This is a genomic window from Legionella qingyii (assembly GCF_003184185.1).
In genome coordinates this window covers 18,644-38,242 of the sequence record NZ_QHJG01000001.1, presented here as the reverse complement: position 1 = coordinate 38,242, position 19,599 = coordinate 18,644, and the positions used below count along the sequence as shown (strand labels likewise).

The window sequence follows — 19,599 nt, the reverse complement described above, 5'->3', positions numbered from 1 at the left end:
AATTATCTATCTATATACAGGAACATACCCTTTAATCTGCTGGGCAAATTGTCTCAATACGTCTAGACCTGATTCTTCTGCTTGTCGGCACCATTGCTGTAATGCGTCGATTAGCTCTTTTTGGGAAGAGGCAGTCTTTAACCAAATACTTTGTAATGACTGCTTATAGGCATACACTATACGCAACTGTTCGCGAGCTTCTAGCAAATTAGATAAACGAACTTTTGCTTTATTACTCAAGAGACAATTTTCACGTCGCAATAAACTTCCAGCACGCGCAAAAAGTTTCCTTTCTTCCTTGCTTTCAATAACGCTATGCTTTTCTTGTTTCAGTATGGGACGAATCACACTTTTGTAATAATTAGACATCACTTGAAAGCGATTCGCAATCACTGCTCTAACAGTATCCAAATCTACTTGCAACTTGCCTTGTTCCATAGCCAGTTTAGGTGGTAATTTTTTTACCTTAGCAAGGCCTAAAAAAGAAAGAATGCGAATGTACATCCAACCAATATCAAACTCCCACCATTTAACTGAAAATTTGGCTGAAGAAGCAAAAGTATGATGATTGTTATGCAACTCTTCTCCACCTATCCAAAAACCCCAGGGGAAAATATTTCTTGCAGCATCGGGGCATTCAAAATTTCTATATCCCCAATAGTGACCAATTCCATTAATGACCCCAGCAGCATGAAAGGGGATCCACATCATTTGAATTGCCCAAATAGTAATTCCAGGAACACCAAACAAGAATAAATCTATGAACAACATCAAAATAATTCCCTTGGCAGAATGGGGGGAATAAATTTTTCGCTCAAGCCAGTCTGTAGGGGTCCCGTGGGAATACTTGGCAACCATTTCTCTATCTTTACGAGCTGCTTTATAAAGTTCAGCCCCTTCCCAAAATACTTTTTTGATGCCAAAAACGACAGGGCTATGAGGATCTCCCTCGGCATCTGATGATGCATGATGTTTACGATGAATAGCAACCCAATCTGCAGTAACCATTCCAGTCGTCAACCACAACCAAAAGCGGAAAAAATGACTGACAATAGGATGCAACGTCATCGCTCGATGCGTTTGATTGCGATGAAGATATAGCGTTACTGCTGCGATAGTAATCTGCGTCATAATCAATGTTGCAATCACATATCCCCAAAAAGACAGGTTTAAATAACCAAAAACCATAATAGCTCCACTTCAAATGCAAAAATGCAAAAATGCAAATTAAGAAAAAACTCATCCTTTAGTTAGGTACCCATATTGTAAGGATTCCAGAAAATCCTTATATCATCTTAAGGATAACACAATTTTACTCTTTACGTTGCAACATTTAATTATGTAGCCGATAATTAATAGATAATTACATAGGAATTATGTTATGAACGATAAATTTTCCCTGGGAAAAATCTTTGAGAATTTAGTGCCTTTCTTAATAGCAGGAGTTGCTATTGCACTGTTCTTTGGACTGCTATTTATGTTTTCCTACGTTTTAATTTGGGGTCTTATCATAGGAGGTATTCTCTGGATTATCACAACAATAAAACAATATCTATTCCCAAGCAGCCCGGATAAAACAGAAGTAACTACGAAAAGTCAGGGCAGAATCATTGAACATGACGATAAAAAATAATGCCCGAATTACCTGAGGTTGAAACAACAAAAGAAGGAATTAAATCCCATCTGGAAGGACAAACAATCACAGGGATTACTGTGCGTAATCCTAAACTCCGCATCCCTGTTCCGGAGAATTTGGATCAATTATGTGCTGGCAAAAAAATAGTCACCGTTTCCCGTAGAGCAAAATACATTTTGATTCATCTCTCAAAAGGATATCTTTTAATTCATCTGGGAATGTCAGGACATTTACGTATTGTCCCAGCTAAGAGTGAACCAGAAAAACATGATCACATCCTATTGATGTTGACAAATGGCCTTATGCTTCGCTTCTGTGACCCCAGGCGTTTTGGTTTATTTCTTTATATCGATGAAAACCCCTATCAACATCAACTGCTTGCTCATTTAGGCCCAGAGCCGCTTTCTGATGAATTTAATAGTCATTACTTACTTCAAAGAGCGAAAAATAAAAATAAACCCATCAAATCATTGATTATGGATAATGAAATTGTAGTCGGTGTTGGAAATATCTATGCTACAGAAAGCCTTTTTTTAGCAAATATCCATCCAACCACCCCAGCTAAAATGCTCTCTGAATCAATGTGCCATGCGCTTGCAACACAAATTAAAGAAGTACTCAAACAGGCCATACTATGCGGCGGAACTACTCTCCGAGACTTCTATGCTTTTGACGGAAAACCGGGTTATTTCAGTATGTCACTCAAAGTATATGGCCGGAAAAATCAACCTTGTTTGCTTTGCCAACACCCTATAGAATCACTCATAATCGCTGGGCGTAATTCTTTTTTTTGCCCTAAATGTCAAAATTAATTTGCATCAAATAATGCAGCGATAAAGGCAAAATCCCGATCGTGTAAGAGTACGCTATAGTCTGTTCATTCTATAACTCAATTGCCCAATACTTGATTTTAAATTACCATACAATTGCTTAATTTTATTGAGGTTTTTTATGTTGTGTTTAAAATTAGCAAGACACATCGCTCGACAATACCAGAAAAAAGGAACAATTCACCTTCCCGATTTCGTTATTTATGATTTTGATGAAGAGGAATACCAAACCTTTTGGCGAGAAATCACATCATATCCGCGGCAACGATTGTATACAGATGGAATCGATGTGTTTCAAGTTAGTTGGTTTCGTACTATTTTTGAATCATTTAAAGGTTGGTTAGGCTTTGAAAATCATTGCCACCCTAATCGCATTGAAATGACTTTAGCTAAAGTCGCCTATACTGGCTATATCAAAGGCTTTAAATCTAAAGAGTTAAATAAAAGCACCGATGGATTCCCCATATCTAGTCGCTTTATAAAATTAACTAACTTATCAAGAACAAATGAAACCTCTGGAGAACTACAGCGATTATTAATGGGTTATTTCATCACTCATTCACACGCCTTTCCAGAGTTCAATGCATCCATTCGTGAAAGTTACCCTTTTGGTCAGACTCTGATACAAGAACATTTGGCTTATTTAATTCCCTCAATTGATCCTCAAGATAAGCAAACGATTAAAAATGCGATAAACCAAATCCGTTGTTATAGACAATCCGTCAGCAAAACATATTGTTTTCACTCCAGTCCCTTTGCTGAGGCCTATGCGCAATTTTTGGTTGAGCAACAGCAATACCATGAAGCATTACAATGGTTTCCGGAAGTCAAAAGTAAGTTTAAAGAATCGTTTATTGATTATTATTTAACTCAGAAAAAATTGGATCCCCAAGCATTAAAAGTTGCGATAGAACTCATTGCTGCATTATTTTTATCGGCCAATATGAACGATCAAGAAAAAGCTGTTGATTACATTAAAGTTAATTTTGACGACGAGGAGCAAGCTGTCTATTTAACACCCTATTCCAAATTACGAGCCCAAGTAGCAAAAGCTTATTTAGAGGATGCTAAAAGGGAGCACAACAAATGGGCGATAACCAAATTACTCACTGGCAATCAAACCATTAAGTATTTAGCTCAAGCAGTCAGACTCCAACCCCAAATAATGGAGGAAGACGACTCCACTCAAGACATCATACTGAAAGAAGAATGGACTCTGTATCAATTTGACCGTGCCATGGAAAGCAACCGCTTTCATGACGCTGATGCTTTATATACAGATAATCCTGGCTTCAAATTTAATAAATATGGGCTTGAACGTTTACGAGAATATTATTTTACTCAATTTAATGCAAATGAATCACGAATAAAGCGACTGTTATTGAGTCAAAATCCGGAAGCAGCAGTGCAAATAGCCGAAGAGCAAGTAACCCGGGCTAAAAAAATAGTGGGTATCGAGCCTCACGATTCTCTTGTCATGGAAGCAACTGTAAATTATGCATCTACACTATTAGCAGTTGATGAATTAATACACTCTGCGAAGGATTCCGATCGCACTCAATTGAATAAAGCACAACTTTATCTTAGTAAGTACTTATTCCTCAATAGCAATAGTGCGCTAACACAAGTTTATAATAAATTGTTACTACGAAAAATTGATTGTTTGATTGCACGACTTGCTGTCCCCATTGATTACAACGATCATTTAAATACCCGAATTGATTTTATTAAAGAACACATCGGCGAAATAGAAGAGTTGAAAAAGGAGCTTCGGGCTTTTATTGCCTTTAATGAATCCAAAACAAACGAAATGCGTCAAACGCTTGCGAAAATGTATTATTTATTGGCTGATGCCCTGGTTTATTTTGAGGAGAAAAAACAAGAGTCTATGCCCTACTTCAAAAAAGCGAAGGAACTAATGCCTGAGAATATTTATTACAATCTGCGTTATCTAGAAATCATTCAAGATGAACGAAGATATGAGGCAAGAGAAAAACTAAGTGAAATTGGTCATTTACATCAACTTCAATACAACAATTACATGCTCGAACGTTGGGGGGAAGACAAAATCATGTCCTCCGGTTTTGATATTCATATGGTTCCCCCGAACGACTCCCTTTTCAATTCCATTGGTAGGGCAATAGGTTTTTCTAAAATTGCATTATACCCCAGATAGTTGTGACAAAGATTGCATTCTTACCTAAAAAACTATCTGGGCAATCGAATCAACTTGCGCTATATTACCGCTAATTTACTTAACCCTGGCGCTAATGAAAATAAATCAACTCCGAACGGCATTGATTCTCTGCAAGATCATATTTTATACAGGAGTAACCAGCTTACGCTGTCTCTTTAAATATTTTTCTAGAACCATAAACCGTCCGTGGACGGATAAAGCATTACATCATTGGATTGATCAATTGCTGAATGCGGTGCAAGTTGAGTATAAAGTGATAAACCCTTTTAATACTCAACCCCTAGCAGGAAATGCCACGATTATTATGTGCAATCATTCCAGTGCGTACGATATTCCTCTTGCATTTAAAGCATTCCCAAATAACTCCATTCGCATGCTCTCAAAAAAGGAACTCTCAAGGATCCCTTTAATGGGGCAAGCAATGAAAGCGGCAGAATTTCCTTTTATTGACCGAAAAAATAGATATCAAGCCGTTAAAGACCTGGCATTTGCCAAGAAATTAATGGAAAGTGGGATTGTCATGTGGATTGCTCCCGAAGGTACTCGTTCCAAAGATGGAAAACTCGGCTCATTTAAAAAGGGAGGCTTTATCACTGCGATTCAGTCGAAGGCAACCATTATTCCTATAGGTATACGTGGTGCTAATAATATTTTACCGGCTCGCACTTTTAATTTTCATCTCAAACAAAAAGCCGAAATACACATAGGCAAGCCGATTGATGCATCACAATTTACTCTTGAAAACAAAGATGAGCTCATTCATCAAACTTTTGAGGTAATCAAAGAGCTGGTTGGAGAAAATCCTCCTCACTAATATAGTTGTAAATACTGTCTTTAAAAGCAAGTTAAATGTTCATTATAAACTTGCTTTTAAAGACAGTATCTACATTACGAAACAACTAGAACCTAACACCATATCCACTTGGTGTATTGACTATGGAAGCTGCCAATCCTATAGCTCTCGGATCAGATGCCGCAGTTAAAATATTGGTTTGTTTATCCCAGGTAATTGCTTGCATATCACCATAATTTTGTCCTAACTGCATTAGATTATACCCCATGGCTTTTAATGCTTCTTGTATTGATGGGGGCAAAGCATCAGGCTCAATCTGTATCACATCAGGTAAATACTGATGATGAAAACGCATAGCCGATACCATACTAATTGCCCCATACGCGTCATGAAACACCAATGATGCAATTAACACCATAGTAGGAATACGACTACCACCAGGGGTTCCCAAAATTGCTACGCGCCCTGGTAATTCAAGAAAAGTAGGCGTCATGCTGGATAATGGCCTTTTACCAGGAGCGATCGCATTTTGATCTGCGCCAACAATGCCAAAAATATTCTCTTGGCCAACTTTACTCGAAAAATCATCCATTTCATCATTCAGCAACACACCTGTTCCTTCAGCCACAACACTGGAACCAAAAATAAAATTTATGGATAGGGTTGCAGAAACACGATTCCCCTCGGCATCAATAATTGAGAAATGAGTTGTGTTCGTAATGCGATTCTTTTTCTCTTGATTATTTTTCGTTTGCCCTTGCAAAATAGAACTGGCAATTGCTTTATGTGGAGGAATTAATGTACTTAACTGTTTGCCATTTTCTGCAGAAAGTAACTTTTCAACAGGAATAGTCACAAAATCAGGATCGCCTAAAAACCGTTCACGCTGCCAATATGCCAGTCGCATGGACTCTACCAGGTAATGTACCCATTGAACTGTTGAGAATGATGATAGGGAATAGTGAGATAAAATATTCAGCATAGTCAATAAGGCGATGCCCCCTGCTGAAGGTGGAGGAGCAGTAATAATTAGCATATTATGATATGCCCCAATCAAGGGTTCTCTGACTTTGATGCGATATTTAGCCAAATCCTCGAGTGTCCAAATACCTCCTGCAGCATTCACACCTTTAACCAAACGTTCAGCAACCTCTCCGGAATAAAATCCTTGCTCTCCTTTTTCCGCAATGAGCTTTAAGGTGTTCGCCAAATCAGTTTGAATTAAACGCTCTCCAATGAGGTATGGGCGCCCATTGTTCAAGAAAATTTTAGCAGTAGCTGGATATTTTTTGATTTGTTCCAATCGATCTGCATTCTTTAAAAATGAACTTAATTGTTTATCAACCAAAAATCCTTCTTGTGCTATCTTAATGGCAGGAGCCAATGTTTTTGCCAAGGGTAATCGCCCGTAATTTTTGGCAATATATACCAATGCTGCAGGCTCTCCTGGAATTGCTGCAGCTAAACCTCCATTTAAGGATAATCCTGGTATCACGCTCCCATCTGGTGCCAAATACATGTCTTTTTTCGCAGCCAACGGTGCAGTCTCCCGCCCATCGATAAAAATGTTCTTATGTTGATTTTCTTGATGTAGAAGCCAAAATCCACCGCCACCTAGCCCGGAGTGATATGGTTCAACTACTGCTAATACTGCTGATACGGCAACGGCTGCATCAAAAGCGTTTCCACCACTTGCTAAAATTTCAAGTCCTGCATTAGTTGCCAATGGATTTGCGCTGGCTATAGCATAACCCGGCGGAAGAATGTCATTTGATTTGGCAAAACTAGTTATGGTGGGATAAAACAATAAATTAACACTGATTGTAATTAGAAAAAGTACTTTAAATAATGCTCGATGTTCCATGCTCATCCTGTCTCTTTTGGAGTTCCCGTACGACACAAGAAGGAACAAACTGAGAAATATCTCCATTTAAATTCGCAATTTCACGCACAAGAGTAGAAGAAATATACATAAAATTTTCTGATGGGGTTAAAAATAGTGTTTCAATTTGCTTGGATAATTTTCGATTCATTCCCGCCAATTGAAATTCATATTCAAAATCAGACACTGCGCGCAAACCACGTAAAATAATTCCCGCATTCTGTTCTAATACAAAATCGATTAACAGATTATCAAATCCGAGTACACGAACCCCTGATAAATCAGCAACTGACTCTTCTACAAGTTGAATCCTTGTTTCTAACGGCAAAAAGGGACGTTTCGCCTTATTGCTTGCCACAGCGACAATCGTGTCAGGAAAAATTTTAGCCGCACGACGGATAATATCAACATGCCCATTGGTAACCGGATCAAACGTTCCGGGATAAATTGCTTTTAATTTCATATTAATTAACCTGATTGCATATGCGAACAGTCTAGCGTATTGTTAGTTGAAAAACTACAAAAATGGACTTGAGGTGATAAATGAAAAGTATGAAACATTTTATAATAATTCCCTTTTTCTTGCTAACCGCCTGTGCCCCTCCCCGACCTGCTGCAGAATTGCCTGAAAACAAGGTTATGCCAGTAGAACAACGTAAAGCAAAAACAGAAACTGTTTCTTCCTGGGAAATTCGTGGTGCAATGGCTGCAAAAAATAAAAATAAAGGTTGGTCGGCTACTATGAATTGGAAACAAAGCGGCCCAGGTGCTTATCAAATTCGACTAATGGGTCCTTTAGGTGGTGGAACAGTCCTTATCGACAAAAAAGGTGATATAGTTACATTCCAGGATGGGCCTAAAAAAGTCACGTCACACAATGCTGATGAACTATTAGTAGAACAAACTGGAATCAGACTCCCGGTAAATAATCTTTATTATTGGGTGAGAGGACTTCCTGCTCCAGGCCCTGTTCAAGCAGAACATCGCGATGATTACAATCACCTGGTACAGTTAAAGCAAAATGGCTATACAATCAATTTCACCAAATATACTTCGGTAAAAGGGATTGATCTGCCAAGTATGATCCGTCTTGAAGGAAATGGAGTAATGGTCAAAGTAGTGATTCAAAACTGGACTGTTTAAATACAGCGTTTGAGCTTGAATTTGGACGAAGCGAAGTTTAGGAGTTTCTTGCTAAATTTCGTTTCTGCTTTACTTGCTCAACTACATATGACATTCTTGCCTCAATGTCAACTCCTACTTCTCGTTAAAAATACAAAAAATTATTGCATTCAAAGTTGACATGTTCCGAAAACCACTGCAAAATACGCATCACATTTGCAGGGATGAGCGCAATTTTATAACGGATGATTGTAAGAATCTGCAAATTTTAGGGGTGTCGCCAAGCGGTAAGGCACAGGGTTTTGATCCCTGCATACCTAGGTTCGAATCCTAGCACCCCTGCCACATTCTTGTTGATTCAAGTAAACAGACAGCAGAAGATAACCTGGAAGGATGCGTCTTGTAATGCTCAAATAATAATAATATCTTTTTGGCTGTCTTCTGCTATGTGTTTAAGTTAAATGATTAACCTAGATCTAAAGGCTTTTTACACATGTCCACAATGATGATTTTTGCCGGAAATGCAAATCCGGAATTAGCTCAACAAATTTCTTCTCATTTACAAATACCTATTGGCAAAGCGACTGTTGGTACGTTTAGCGATGGGGAAACGATGATCGAGATTCTTGAAAATGTCCGAGGAAGAGATGTTTTTATAATCCAATCAACTTGTGCTCCAGCAAATAATAATCTGATGGAACTCCTGACAATGGCTGATGCGCTAAGAAGGTCCTCTGCATCTCGTATCACGGCCGTAGTTCCTTATTTTGGTTATGCACGTCAGGATCGTCGAGTTCGCTCTGCACGTGTGCCAATTACAGCCAAAGTTGTTGCTGATATGATGGCATCAGTAGGTATTTGTAGAGTGCTTACTGTAGATCTACATGCAGATCAGATCCAGGGGTTTTTCTATATGCCGGTCGACAACGTTTATGCAACTCCGATACTTCTCGATGATATTAAAGAGCAAAATCTGAAAAATATGATGGTTGTCTCTCCTGATGTCGGGGGTGTTGTTAGAGCACGTGCTGTCGCAAAACGTCTTGACCATGCAGAGTTATGCATCATCGATAAACGCCGTAGTGGTCCTAATAAATCCGAGGTAATGCACATTATTGGTGAGCCAAAGAATAAAAACTGCATTATCGTTGATGACATTGTTGATACCGCAGGAACTCTTTGCTCTGCAGCACACGAACTTAAGAAAAGTGGCGCTCACAGTGTTAGGGCTTATATTACTCACCCTGTTTTATCTGGCCCTGCAATCAATAACATTAAAAACTCGGGACTAGATGAAATTGTAGTAACAGATACTATTCCTTTGTCTGATGAAGCACGTAAATGTGAGAAAATTCGCGTTGTAAGTTTATCTGATATGTTGGCTCAGGCTATTAAACGAGTTAATATAGAAGAGTCTGTAAGTTCCATGTTCGCAGAATAAATTTAAAATCTGGATGAAAGCCACAACAACCGGGAAATCTTTGATAGAAGCCCGGGGCTCTCCACTTCGGTTCATCCAGGCTACACTAATCATAAGTGTCCACTATCTTTTAGTTTATCCCCCACACCCTTACAACTATTTATATTACAGACTGGATTCTCTAGCCAAAAACTGAACCTAAAAAAAAGGAGCTAAAAGCTCCCTTTTTTTACTATAAATTTTATTAGTCGCGAGTACCAACATATTTATCATCGAAATATCGACGTAATTTGGTTCTTAAAGTTCCACGACTAATCCCCAGCATAATTGCTGCTCGAGACTGATTGTATTTACAATGTTCCATTACTGCACGAAATAATGGTGTTTCAATCTCTTCAAGTACAAATTGGTATAAGTCAACAGGATCAGTTCCCTTAAGCTCTGAAAAATATTTTTGCACTGAAAGAGTTACGCTTTCGGCCAGTGAAGCGGTGTTATCCACTACTTCATTACTGATTGTTGTCATTATTATTAGCTCCTCCTTTTAAAAACAGTATATTACCGAAACAAGCCCATTGAGACAAGGGTAGAACAGAAAAAACTGTATTAAAAATCAATATATAATGTTGAATATCAGTTCAAAAAGTTCTTATAGGGAGTAGGCTGCTTTTTACGATCTACTCCTTACAAAATTACTCCAGTTGCATCCTAGAATTTCATCATTGAAGGGTCATAAGGTTTTCCATTAATTGTGAATTTACCTTGGTCTAAACTCACTTCTATTACATAATCCGTACCTTGGACTGTAATTAGCCCATTTTGTTGTAATGCGCTTAGTTGTTTATTTGTTTGCATTTCTGCCAATTGCTCAGGCGTTAAAGCAGGTTGATTTGTTTGGTCTGCAGCTTGGCTTGCTTGGAGCTGCTGAGTTAAGGTTTGTTGCAAGTCAGGTTTATTGGAAATTTGTTGTATCACTGATTGCTTCATAACCGCTTTTACAGCTTCTGCCGGAACTTGTAACTTCGCCTTTCCTTGAATTTTTTGCATCATTTCAAATGGATTAGCATTTTCACCTTTAGGCAATGTTACATAAAGATTCCCTTCAACCTGTCCTTGAGGAATCTTGAGGCTAAGTTTAGAAATCTCAAACTCTGCACCCTTGTTAAATAATTTGGGTAGTTCAGGGAGAAGAGCAAGCATTGCTTGTTGCCGTTGGGTGTCATTCCCATTTTGCATGGCTGTTGTTTGTTGGTTAATTTTAGCCAGTACATCCGCGTCAAGATTTCTTAAAGCAACATCCAACTCCCCTGGACCATAATTTTGTCCATTCGCTAATACTGATTTTAAAGCAAGGTTAAAATGAGTATTGAAAAGATGTTGTTCAATATCGCTATCTGACTTAATTATAAGGTCATTCAACGAAAACAGTTTTTGATCTTTTACAAAAACATCAAAAGAAGGTAGGGAGAAATTTGCATCGCCCAGATACAATCCGGCAGGTGTTTCATGCAAATCATAATCACTGGATACCTTGTTTAAAGTAATTCGAGTACCCTCTTTAGTAGCTTTTAAACCATCCAGAACGATTTTACCAGCAACTTTACCCATCCCAGAAGACATTGTGGTTTTTGAATTCATTCCTAACCATTCAAGGTCGCCAGAACCATCTTTTGCAATTAATTTAAAATTAGGAACGCTGAATTCCACAGTACTTTCATTAAGGTAATTAACAAAAATACTTAAATCTAACTGTGGTTTTACGGAGTTTGCAGTAAATTGAGCTTCAAATTGTTGATTGTATTCTGCAGGGAATGGAAAAACTGCCTCACCATAACCCAATCCAAAACGTAATTGTTTGTTTGCATAAATAAAAGGGCCATGATGGATTGTTAGTGGCATCTCCATGTTATAGTCTTGAGCAGGAAGAGTTTTAGTCTGTCCATTTTCATCTTGTACTACACGCTCGGGAATATGCAGGCGCCACTTAATTTGAGCTTCAGAGTTAAATAATCCTTTATTGTATTGTTGGATTTCAGCATAAAGCCCATTAGACTGGTCAATTACTTCTATATTCTTTCTGATTGTTCGTTCAGTAAGAACGCCCATACCATAATATCCGCCTAGAATTAGAACGGCCAGGATAATTACTAATCCTGTAAATTTTTTCATTCTCGTCTCCATGTTATTAATTCGCATACAAAACTGCAGCTGAAAGTATAACAGCAAATAACATCAGAGTGCGATAAGCATATAAAAAAACAGTTGTAACTATTTTCTTATCAATCAACACAATTTCAAGCACTTAGGCGTGCTTTTGGGGTTTACAGTATGTTTCTTTAACAGTAAATGCCAACACAAGTGCGATAATGGAACAAAGTGGTAGCAACTTCAAACCTGCTTGGAAATCAGGAAGTAATAACGTTTCGACATTATAAGCACGAGCACCAGATACCATGTCAACCAATCGTCCGACTAAGGGCTGCAATAACGCCCCTACAAAAATCGATACCATGTTAGTAAACGCAATAGAAGTTCCTATCACATTTCTATCATGGATTTCAGTTGAAACGGCATAAGCAATAGCAACACCGGTATTGGTTAGACCAAAAAGGAAGAACAATAAATAAGCTGAGTTTTGACTTAAAGTAGGACTAAATACATACAAGGATGTGAAAACGACACCAAATAATGCAGAAATAATCATTAAAGGTTTACGACGTCCCATCTTGTCTGAAAGCCAACCGGATAAAGGACCACTAATACCCCAACCGATAAAAATTAATCCAGTAGCAAAAGCGGCCGCATGAGCACCTAACCCCCTGCCGAATTGCAGATATGCAGGACCAATTGCCTCGCCAATAACAGCAGTTGGTCCAAATAAAAATCCAGCATATAACGCATTAAGCCAGGTTTGTCTGCATGATAATATGACTTTTAAACTCTGAAGAATACTGAGCTGATTTGCAGAGCGGATCTCACTACGATGCTCACCAGGTTTATCTTGTACGAATTGGTACAATAGGGCTGCAAGTGCAATGAACAGAAATGCAATAATCAACATACTGTGGCGCCATCCCACATTAGTGACTAAAAATGAAACTGGAGCTTCTCCAGCAGCAGCACCTAGCATTCCTAAAGCCTGTGTTAAACCTGCAAGCAAACCCAGCATTGTAGGGGGAAACCAAGATGTAGCCAATCGAAGTGAGCAAACGAAAGCAAAAGCCGCGCTAAAACCTATAAGCATCCTACCTATTGAGCCCATAAATAGGCTATCCGCAAGACCAAAAACACAACAGCCAAAAGCCGTAACTAACGACATCACTGTGAGTAGCCAACGTATACTTAAGCGGTCTACTGTGAGTCCGACAGGGATTTGCATAAGGATATAAGGGATATAAAATGAGGCAGTCAAAATACCAAAACCTGCTTCGTTTATTCCAAAATCAATTTGTAAGTATCGATGCATTACTCCAGGAGCAACACGAGCCATATAATCAGAAAAATAGAATGCAGCAGCCAACCCCCATACTAACCAAGCAAATCCCATATAATTTTTACTGGTATAAACTTCTACTCTTGACTCATGTATTTTGTTCATAAACTCTCTACGCTAATAAGATCCTAGTCGGCTTTGTAGGGTTACAACACACACATCAAAAAATAACCCCAAGATAAAGATTGCCAGCATTTCATTTAACAACTCACTTTTATATCGTTAGCAGTATAAAAATGAAAAAAACTAACAATATTTATCCAAAAAATGAGCAATAAATCTGTCAAACAAAACCTACATTATACTGCTGTTGTCATTTATTTCAACACATAGTTTGGTTTCATTTTCATAGGTACAGAAAATGGTTATAATTGTCGTACTTGATATATATGGCATAACATATACCTAGTATCGCTATATGTATACTATTTTCGGCTGTTTTTACACCAAAATGCCGGGGTATCGTCCAAAATTACAACTAAGGCAAAAAATGAACGCTCTTAACCTTGCAATTAAAGAAGCTCTTGAAGCAGCTGGTAATTCCAAAGAAGCGAATAAAGCTTATCTTGAATTTATTAAAGCCAACTTCATTATCCCTGTAGAACAAAGTTCTAATGATGACCAACCTGTGGTGTTATTTTTACAAGAGGGAGAGCATATCTTCCTTCCAGTATTTACTGAAATGAGCTATCTTGATGCTTGGGCTAGTGATATTGTGAAGGACATAAAACTCCTTAAATTATCTGGTGTCGACTTACTTAAGGGGCTTGGTGATAATGTGACTATATGCCTCAACATAGGTAGTGAAATTTATAAAGAATTTAATCCGTCCGAAACCGCGCGAATGCGGTCTATGATACTCAAGCTGTTCAAAGATTAGAATATATCAAATGAGGTTGACGCATATTACGACATGTCGTTCGTAATCACGTCATCCTGAGGAGTTTACGACGAAGGATCTCCTGATTTTAACATGATAACTTTGTTATAATGTTCATATCTCTGCTGGAGCTCCCTCACTAAGGGATTACGTATCCCAATGGACGCAAACTAGTACGACAAAGTAATAAAATTACAACCACTTTATAACTTTTACGTATAAAATCTATGCTACCAACTCAAACAATTGGTATCCAACAATTGCAGAAGCTGCTATAGCACCGCTAATTTCGATTACCAGGGACAAAAAGCCATGCTTATGACCATACTCTTGATCATTTGCAGCGACCCCTTCACCCGTGGTCAATTCCTCTTTTTCTAAAGCATTCAATTCAAATAAAGGTTCTTCGCCCTCAATTGCATCCCACCATCCTTCTAACCAGTGTTCTGCTTGTTGGGTTCCTTCACGAAATGGATTATCTTGTTCCGCTACTTCTGCCAGTGCACATTCATATCCAAATGCATAACTGTCTTCATAGCTTGGATGTTCAATGTTAAAACGTAATTTAATATGTGGTAGTAAGGCTGTTATGTCGTTCATGATTATACCCTCTATTTATTCGTACAGTATTTACCTTTAATACTGTTAATAATTTCTACACTTAAAACAATTTTACGACTTTCTATAAACGCTTATTTACCAAATAAAAACATTTACTAAATCTTGACAAATTTTTCTTTAACCTGAAAAAAAATAACAACAACATCAATGAGAGTTTTTATAATTCTATATTATATAAAGCAATTATCAGGCCAAGTTTTTTTCTGTATCTTTAAGAAACAGAAAAAATAGAGTAAGAACAAAAAGAGGGATGAAATGTACATTTATGGCAGAACTTAATTTCTTGCCGGCAAATTTTGCCGCCAATACATGTTATTACTATGGTGCTAGGCGATGAAACGTCCATTGCCCATTTTTTAGATAATAGTGAATTCTATCGTGCAAACGGTTATCCCGTCCTTGCCAAAACTCAATTTCATTAGGAATAACCATGTAGCCGCCCCAAAATGTAGGACGTAACACGGGTTCTTGTCCATGTTTTTGAATTAAATCATTCAGGGCTTTTTCCAATGCTTCTCTTCCTTCAATTTCATGGCTTTGCGGAGAAACAATAGCACTGAATTGGCTTTTGATCGGTCTTGTAGAAAAATATAGATCTGATTGTTCTTTATCAATCGATGTTATTTGACCTCGAATACGCACTTGTCTTGCCATTTCTGGCCAGTAAAAATTAAGTGCTACATATGGATTGTTTTGAATTTGCTTTGATTTTTTACTTTGATAATTCGTAAAAAAAACAAAATTCCCCCCTTCCAAACCTTTTAACAGAACAACTCGAGAATCTGGGAAACCTTGATCATCTACGGTGGAGAGAACCATAGCAGTAGGATCATTCTTTTCATTTTTTAAAACATCTTCAAACCAAAGCTTAAATTGAACAATTGGATCTTCGGGAAGTGATTGTTCACTTAAATTGAGATCACCATATTCTCGTCTTATATCTGCAATGCTTCGAAAATTTGTCATGAAGTACCATAAGAAAATTGGGTACATAACCCAGAGTTAATATTCAATTGTTCTGGGTTATGGCGTTGCTCACTTATATTGACCATGAACATGTTGTTCTCGCAGAGGCATAAACCCATTTCTAACAAGACATGTGCCTGTGCAAGAATAGATTTACGCCTTCGCGGGATTGACAAAAATCATCAAGGCACAAAATCATGAAATCAATAGTAGCCTTGTTTAACCCAGAATTACACCCTGATAGATTACCAGCCTGTAACTTCGGCAACTGCATCACCTAAATCAGCAGGCGAACGTACTGTTCTCACCCCGGCAGCTTCTAAAGCTGCATATTTTTCAGCTGCAGTCCCTTTGCCACCAGAAATAATTGCACCAGCATGCCCCATACGTTTTCCGGCAGGTGCGGTAACGCCCGCAATATAGGAAACCACAGGTTTGCTAACATGTGATTTAATGTATTCGGCTGCCTCTTCTTCTGCAGAACCTCCGATTTCACCCACCATGATAATCGCTTCTGTTTGAGGATCTTGTTCAAATAGAGCTAAAGCATCAATAAAACTGGTTCCAGGAATTGGATCACCACCTATGCCAATACACGTACTTTGACCAAACCCTTTATCTGTGGTTTGTTTTACTGCTTCATAAGTTAAAGTTCCAGAACGCGAAACAATACCTACTTTACCAGGTAGGTGAATTGAACCTGGCATAATCCCAATTTTGCATTCGCCTGGGGTAATGATTCCAGGACAATTGGGTCCGATCAAACGGGCTTGAGTATTATTCTCTAAATAGACCTTTACCTGTAGCATATCCAATACGGGCACACCCTCTGTGATACAAACAATTAATTGAATGCCTGCATCTGCAGCTTCTAAAATAGAATCTTTGCAAAATGGTGCGGGGACGTAAATCACGCTCGCATCCGCTTTGGTTTCTTCAACGGCTTCACGCATGGTATTAAATACCGGCAAGCCTAAATGTTTCTGTCCACCTTTACCGGGTGTCACGCCACCAACCATACGTGTGCCATAAGCAATCGCTTGTTCTGAATGATAAGTTCCTTGCTTTCCAGTAAACCCCTGACACAATACCTTAGTATTTTTATTAACCAATACACTCATTGTTAACCTCGAAATTTAGTAATTAAGCAACAGCTGCCACAATCTTTTTCGCAGCATCAGTTAAACTGGTTGCAGCAATCACATTCAAATCACTTTTATTTAAAATATCAGCACCTAGTTGTGCATTATTACCTTCAAGACGTACCACCACAGGAATTTTTACATCTACTTCTTTCACTGCAGCAAGAATACCATCAGCAATGAGGTCACAACGAACGATACCACCAAAAATATTTACCAAAATACCTTTGACGTTGTCATCGGAGACAATAATTTTCAGTGCCTCACTGACTCGTTCCTTAGTCGCGCCACCACCAACATCAAGAAAGTTAGCCGGTTCACCACCATGAAGCTTAATCACGTCCATGGTCGCCATTGCCAATCCAGCACCGTTTACCATACAGCCAATAGTGCCATCTAGAGGAATATAATTTAACTCCCAGTCGCTGGCACGATTTTCGCGCTCATCTTCTTGAGTTGTATCACGCATGCTTTTTAATTTGGGTTGACGGTATAATGCGTTGCCATCGATATTAATTTTTCCATCCAAACAAATTAATTGTTCTTGTTTTGTTACAACTAGTGGATTGATTTCTAATAAGCTCAGATCACAATCAACAAACATTTTGCCTAAGCCCATCATCAAATGAGTAAATTGCTTAATTTGATCCTCTTTGAGGCCTAATTTAAATCCTACGTCACGGCATTGAAATGGCATCACACCAACTAAAGGATCTACAATTACTTTAAAAATTTTTTCGGGCGTTTCTTCAGCCACTTTTTCGATTTCTACACCACCCTCTGTAGAAGCCATAAATACGATACGGCGTGTAGCGCGATCAACAACCGCTCCTAGATATAATTCTCTACCAATATCACATGTTTCCTCAATTAAAACAGCATTAACTGGTTGTCCATGAGCATCGGTTTGATATGTAACTAAACGTGTACCTAATAATGATTTGACTGCTGCAGCTAACTCATCTTTATTCGATACCAATTTCACACCACCAGCTTTTCCTCTACCGCCAGCGTGTACTTGGGCTTTAACAACCCAACGCGCAGTAGATAGCTGTGACGCAACTTGCATTGCATCTTCAACACTGTAAGCGACTTCACCGTTTGGTACTGGTAAGTTGTAGCTAGCAAATAATTGTTTGGCCTGGTATTCATGTAAATTCATTGCAATTACCTTTCTAAAAAAGCAAAATTCGTCAATACTCATAAGTGTTAATTTATGCATCATATCCCGGGTGAAGAAAGACCAAACTCAGGATGTACAATTGATAAATTTAAAAACCCCTGGGCTCCAGCTGCGCCTTCACCCAGTTACATTTATGTGCCAAAGCGAATTTCGCTGTTACATTTCATTAAACATTAAGCAAAAGACGAGCAGGATCTTCCAATAACTCTTTCACACTTACCAAAAACTGTACTGAATCTTTACCATCAATCAATCGATGATCATAAGATAAAGCCACATACATCATAGGACGAATCACGATTTGTCCTTTTTCCACTACAGGTCTATCTTCAATTTTGTGCATTCCCAAAATTCCAGTTTGGGGTGGATTAATGATCGGAGTAGCTAATAAAGAACCGAATACCCCACCATTCGTGATAGTAAAGGTACCTCCCTGCATGTCTTCCATGGCTAACTTACCTTCTCTAGCCTTTTTTGCAGCATCATTAATTGCCAATTCAATTTCAGCCATACTCATCTGATCTGCATCACGAATCACAGGTACGACCAATCCTCTCTCAGTAGAGACGGCGATACCAATATCATAAAAGCCATGATAAACCACATCCTGACCATCTATAGAGGCATTCACTGCAGGAAAACGCTTTAATGACTCGACAACAGCTTTGGTGAAAAAGGACATAAACCCAAGTTTGACTCCGTGTTTTTTTTCAAAACTGTCTTTATATTGAGTACGCATGTCCATCACTGCTTTCAAGTTGACTTCATTAAAAGTCGTCAACATCGCTGCATTATGCTGAGCTTCCAATAAACGTTCCGCGATTTTAGCTCTCAAGCGTGTCATTGGAACCCGACGCTCTTCACGTAAGCCCATAGGTGCTTTTTGTGTTTGCTCTTTTCCACTTTCTTTAGATTGGGATGTTTTTTCTCTACTCGATTCTATATAAGCGAGAACATCTTCTTTAGTAATACGACCATCTTTGCCACTGCCTTGTATTTGCCCAGGCTGGAGGTCATGTTCTGCCATCATCCGTCGAACTACAGGACTGGTTGACTTATCTTCTTTAGCACTTACTTCATCACGTTCAGATTGTTCACTAGCCTTAGATGCTTCTGCTTTTTCTTCTTTAGCTTCAGATCCAGCACCCTCTTTGATTTTGGCAAGTAATTGACCTGAACGAACTGTGTCACCCTCTTGAAACATTATTTCAGCCAGTATTCCATCAGCAGGAGCAGGAACTTCCAGTACGACTTTGTCTGTTTCCAGATCGAGTAAATTCTCATCACGGGTAACTTTATCACCTACTTTTTTATGCCACGCTGCTACAGTTGCATCTGCAACCGACTCAGGCAAAACAGGTACTTTGACTTCAATAGACATGGTTATACCTTCTTATTTTATTAAATTCGTTAACAAATTGTAGTCTGGAAAAA

Annotated in this window: 18 protein-coding genes and 1 tRNA gene; 8 read left to right on the top strand and 11 right to left on the bottom strand. The window is 38.5% G+C overall.

Annotated features, from left to right (window positions below):
- Positions 1–6: 6 nt before the first annotated feature.
- Positions 7–1,188, bottom strand: a complete 1,182-nt coding sequence (locus DGG96_RS00170) for a DesA family fatty acid desaturase (RefSeq protein ID WP_110141006.1) — start codon at positions 1,186–1,188, stop codon at positions 7–9.
- A gap of 193 nt (positions 1,189–1,381) precedes the next feature.
- Here DGG96_RS00170 and DGG96_RS00165 point away from each other — a divergent pair, with 193 nt between their 5' ends.
- The 4 genes from DGG96_RS00165 to DGG96_RS00150 all read left to right on the top strand — a co-directional run bounded on the left by DGG96_RS00165 (position 1,382) and on the right by DGG96_RS00150 (position 5,477).
- Entirely contained in the window at positions 1,382–1,633 is a 252-nt protein-coding gene (locus tag DGG96_RS00165) for a hypothetical protein (RefSeq protein WP_110141005.1), read from the top strand.
- Entirely contained in the window at positions 1,633–2,448 is an 816-nt protein-coding gene (gene mutM / locus DGG96_RS00160) for a bifunctional DNA-formamidopyrimidine glycosylase/DNA-(apurinic or apyrimidinic site) lyase (protein ID WP_110141004.1), read from the top strand. Before DGG96_RS00165 ends, mutM begins: the two co-directional genes overlap by 1 nt.
- 139 nt (positions 2,449–2,587) lie before the next feature.
- On the top strand, positions 2,588–4,642 hold the full coding sequence (locus tag DGG96_RS00155; protein ID WP_110141003.1) for a hypothetical protein: 2,055 nt from the start codon (positions 2,588–2,590) through the stop codon (positions 4,640–4,642).
- A gap of 94 nt (positions 4,643–4,736) precedes the next feature.
- Positions 4,737–5,477 (top strand): lysophospholipid acyltransferase family protein, encoded by a 741-nt coding sequence (locus DGG96_RS00150; RefSeq protein ID WP_110141002.1) that lies wholly within the window; start codon positions 4,737–4,739, stop codon positions 5,475–5,477.
- Between the two features lie 85 nt (positions 5,478–5,562).
- Here DGG96_RS00150 and ggt read toward each other — a convergent pair whose 3' ends face one another.
- Both ggt and coaD read right to left on the bottom strand, forming a co-directional pair.
- Entirely contained in the window at positions 5,563–7,320 is a 1,758-nt protein-coding gene (ggt, locus tag DGG96_RS00145; protein WP_165831558.1) for a gamma-glutamyltransferase, read from the bottom strand.
- Positions 7,298–7,801 carry a pantetheine-phosphate adenylyltransferase gene (gene coaD / locus DGG96_RS00140; RefSeq protein ID WP_110141000.1) on the bottom strand — a complete coding sequence of 168 codons (504 nt, stop codon included), beginning with the start codon at positions 7,799–7,801 and terminating at the stop codon, positions 7,298–7,300. Before coaD ends, ggt begins: the two co-directional genes overlap by 23 nt.
- Before the next feature lie 80 nt (positions 7,802–7,881).
- Between coaD and lolB the strand changes: the two genes are divergently transcribed.
- The 3 genes from lolB to DGG96_RS00120 all read left to right on the top strand — a co-directional run bounded on the left by lolB (position 7,882) and on the right by DGG96_RS00120 (position 9,901).
- Entirely contained in the window at positions 7,882–8,481 is a 600-nt protein-coding gene (lolB, locus tag DGG96_RS00135; protein WP_110140999.1) for a lipoprotein insertase outer membrane protein LolB, read from the top strand.
- 249 nt (positions 8,482–8,730) lie between these two features.
- A tRNA-Gln gene (locus tag DGG96_RS00130) sits at positions 8,731–8,805 on the top strand.
- A 148-nt stretch (positions 8,806–8,953) separates the two neighbouring features.
- Positions 8,954–9,901, top strand: coding sequence for a ribose-phosphate pyrophosphokinase (locus tag DGG96_RS00120; protein WP_110140998.1), 948 nt, complete (start codon positions 8,954–8,956; stop codon positions 9,899–9,901).
- A gap of 223 nt (positions 9,902–10,124) precedes the next feature.
- On the opposite strand, the gene DGG96_RS00115 is transcribed toward DGG96_RS00120, so the two are convergent.
- The 3 genes from DGG96_RS00115 to DGG96_RS00105 form a co-directional block, all read right to left on the bottom strand.
- Positions 10,125–10,406, bottom strand: a complete 282-nt coding sequence (locus DGG96_RS00115; protein ID WP_003633193.1) for a helix-turn-helix domain-containing protein — start codon at positions 10,404–10,406, stop codon at positions 10,125–10,127.
- 182 nt (positions 10,407–10,588) lie between these two features.
- On the bottom strand, positions 10,589–12,049 hold the full coding sequence (locus DGG96_RS00110; RefSeq protein ID WP_110140997.1) for a YdgA family protein: 1,461 nt from the start codon (positions 12,047–12,049) through the stop codon (positions 10,589–10,591).
- 133 nt (positions 12,050–12,182) lie between these two features.
- On the bottom strand, positions 12,183–13,478 hold the full coding sequence (locus DGG96_RS00105; protein WP_165831552.1) for an MFS transporter: 1,296 nt from the start codon (positions 13,476–13,478) through the stop codon (positions 12,183–12,185).
- 385 nt (positions 13,479–13,863) lie between these two features.
- On the opposite strand from DGG96_RS00105, the gene DGG96_RS00100 reads away from it, so the two are divergent.
- The gene (locus DGG96_RS00100) at positions 13,864–14,253 is read left to right on the top strand and encodes an SseB family protein (RefSeq protein WP_110140996.1); all 390 of its coding nucleotides are present in this window, start codon (positions 13,864–13,866) and stop codon (positions 14,251–14,253) included.
- 225 nt (positions 14,254–14,478) lie between these two features.
- On the opposite strand, the gene DGG96_RS00095 is transcribed toward DGG96_RS00100, so the two are convergent.
- The 5 genes from DGG96_RS00095 to odhB all read right to left on the bottom strand — a co-directional run bounded on the left by DGG96_RS00095 (position 14,479) and on the right by odhB (position 19,546).
- Positions 14,479–14,853: a transmission trait enhancer LetE gene (locus tag DGG96_RS00095; protein ID WP_110140995.1), complete on the bottom strand. Its 375-nt coding sequence runs from the start codon at positions 14,851–14,853 to the stop codon at positions 14,479–14,481.
- 339 nt (positions 14,854–15,192) lie between these two features.
- Positions 15,193–15,840 carry a pyridoxamine 5'-phosphate oxidase gene (pdxH, locus tag DGG96_RS00090; RefSeq protein ID WP_110140994.1) on the bottom strand — a complete coding sequence of 216 codons (648 nt, stop codon included), beginning with the start codon at positions 15,838–15,840 and terminating at the stop codon, positions 15,193–15,195.
- Positions 15,841–16,085: 245 nt separating this feature from the next.
- The gene (gene sucD / locus DGG96_RS00085; protein ID WP_110140993.1) at positions 16,086–16,961 is read right to left on the bottom strand and encodes a succinate--CoA ligase subunit alpha; all 876 of its coding nucleotides are present in this window, start codon (positions 16,959–16,961) and stop codon (positions 16,086–16,088) included.
- 22 nt (positions 16,962–16,983) lie between these two features.
- Entirely contained in the window at positions 16,984–18,144 is a 1,161-nt protein-coding gene (sucC, locus tag DGG96_RS00080; RefSeq protein WP_110141154.1) for an ADP-forming succinate--CoA ligase subunit beta, read from the bottom strand.
- A 187-nt stretch (positions 18,145–18,331) separates the two neighbouring features.
- Positions 18,332–19,546, bottom strand: a complete 1,215-nt coding sequence (gene odhB, locus DGG96_RS00075; RefSeq protein ID WP_110140992.1) for a 2-oxoglutarate dehydrogenase complex dihydrolipoyllysine-residue succinyltransferase — start codon at positions 19,544–19,546, stop codon at positions 18,332–18,334.
- Positions 19,547–19,599 lie beyond the last annotated feature (53 nt).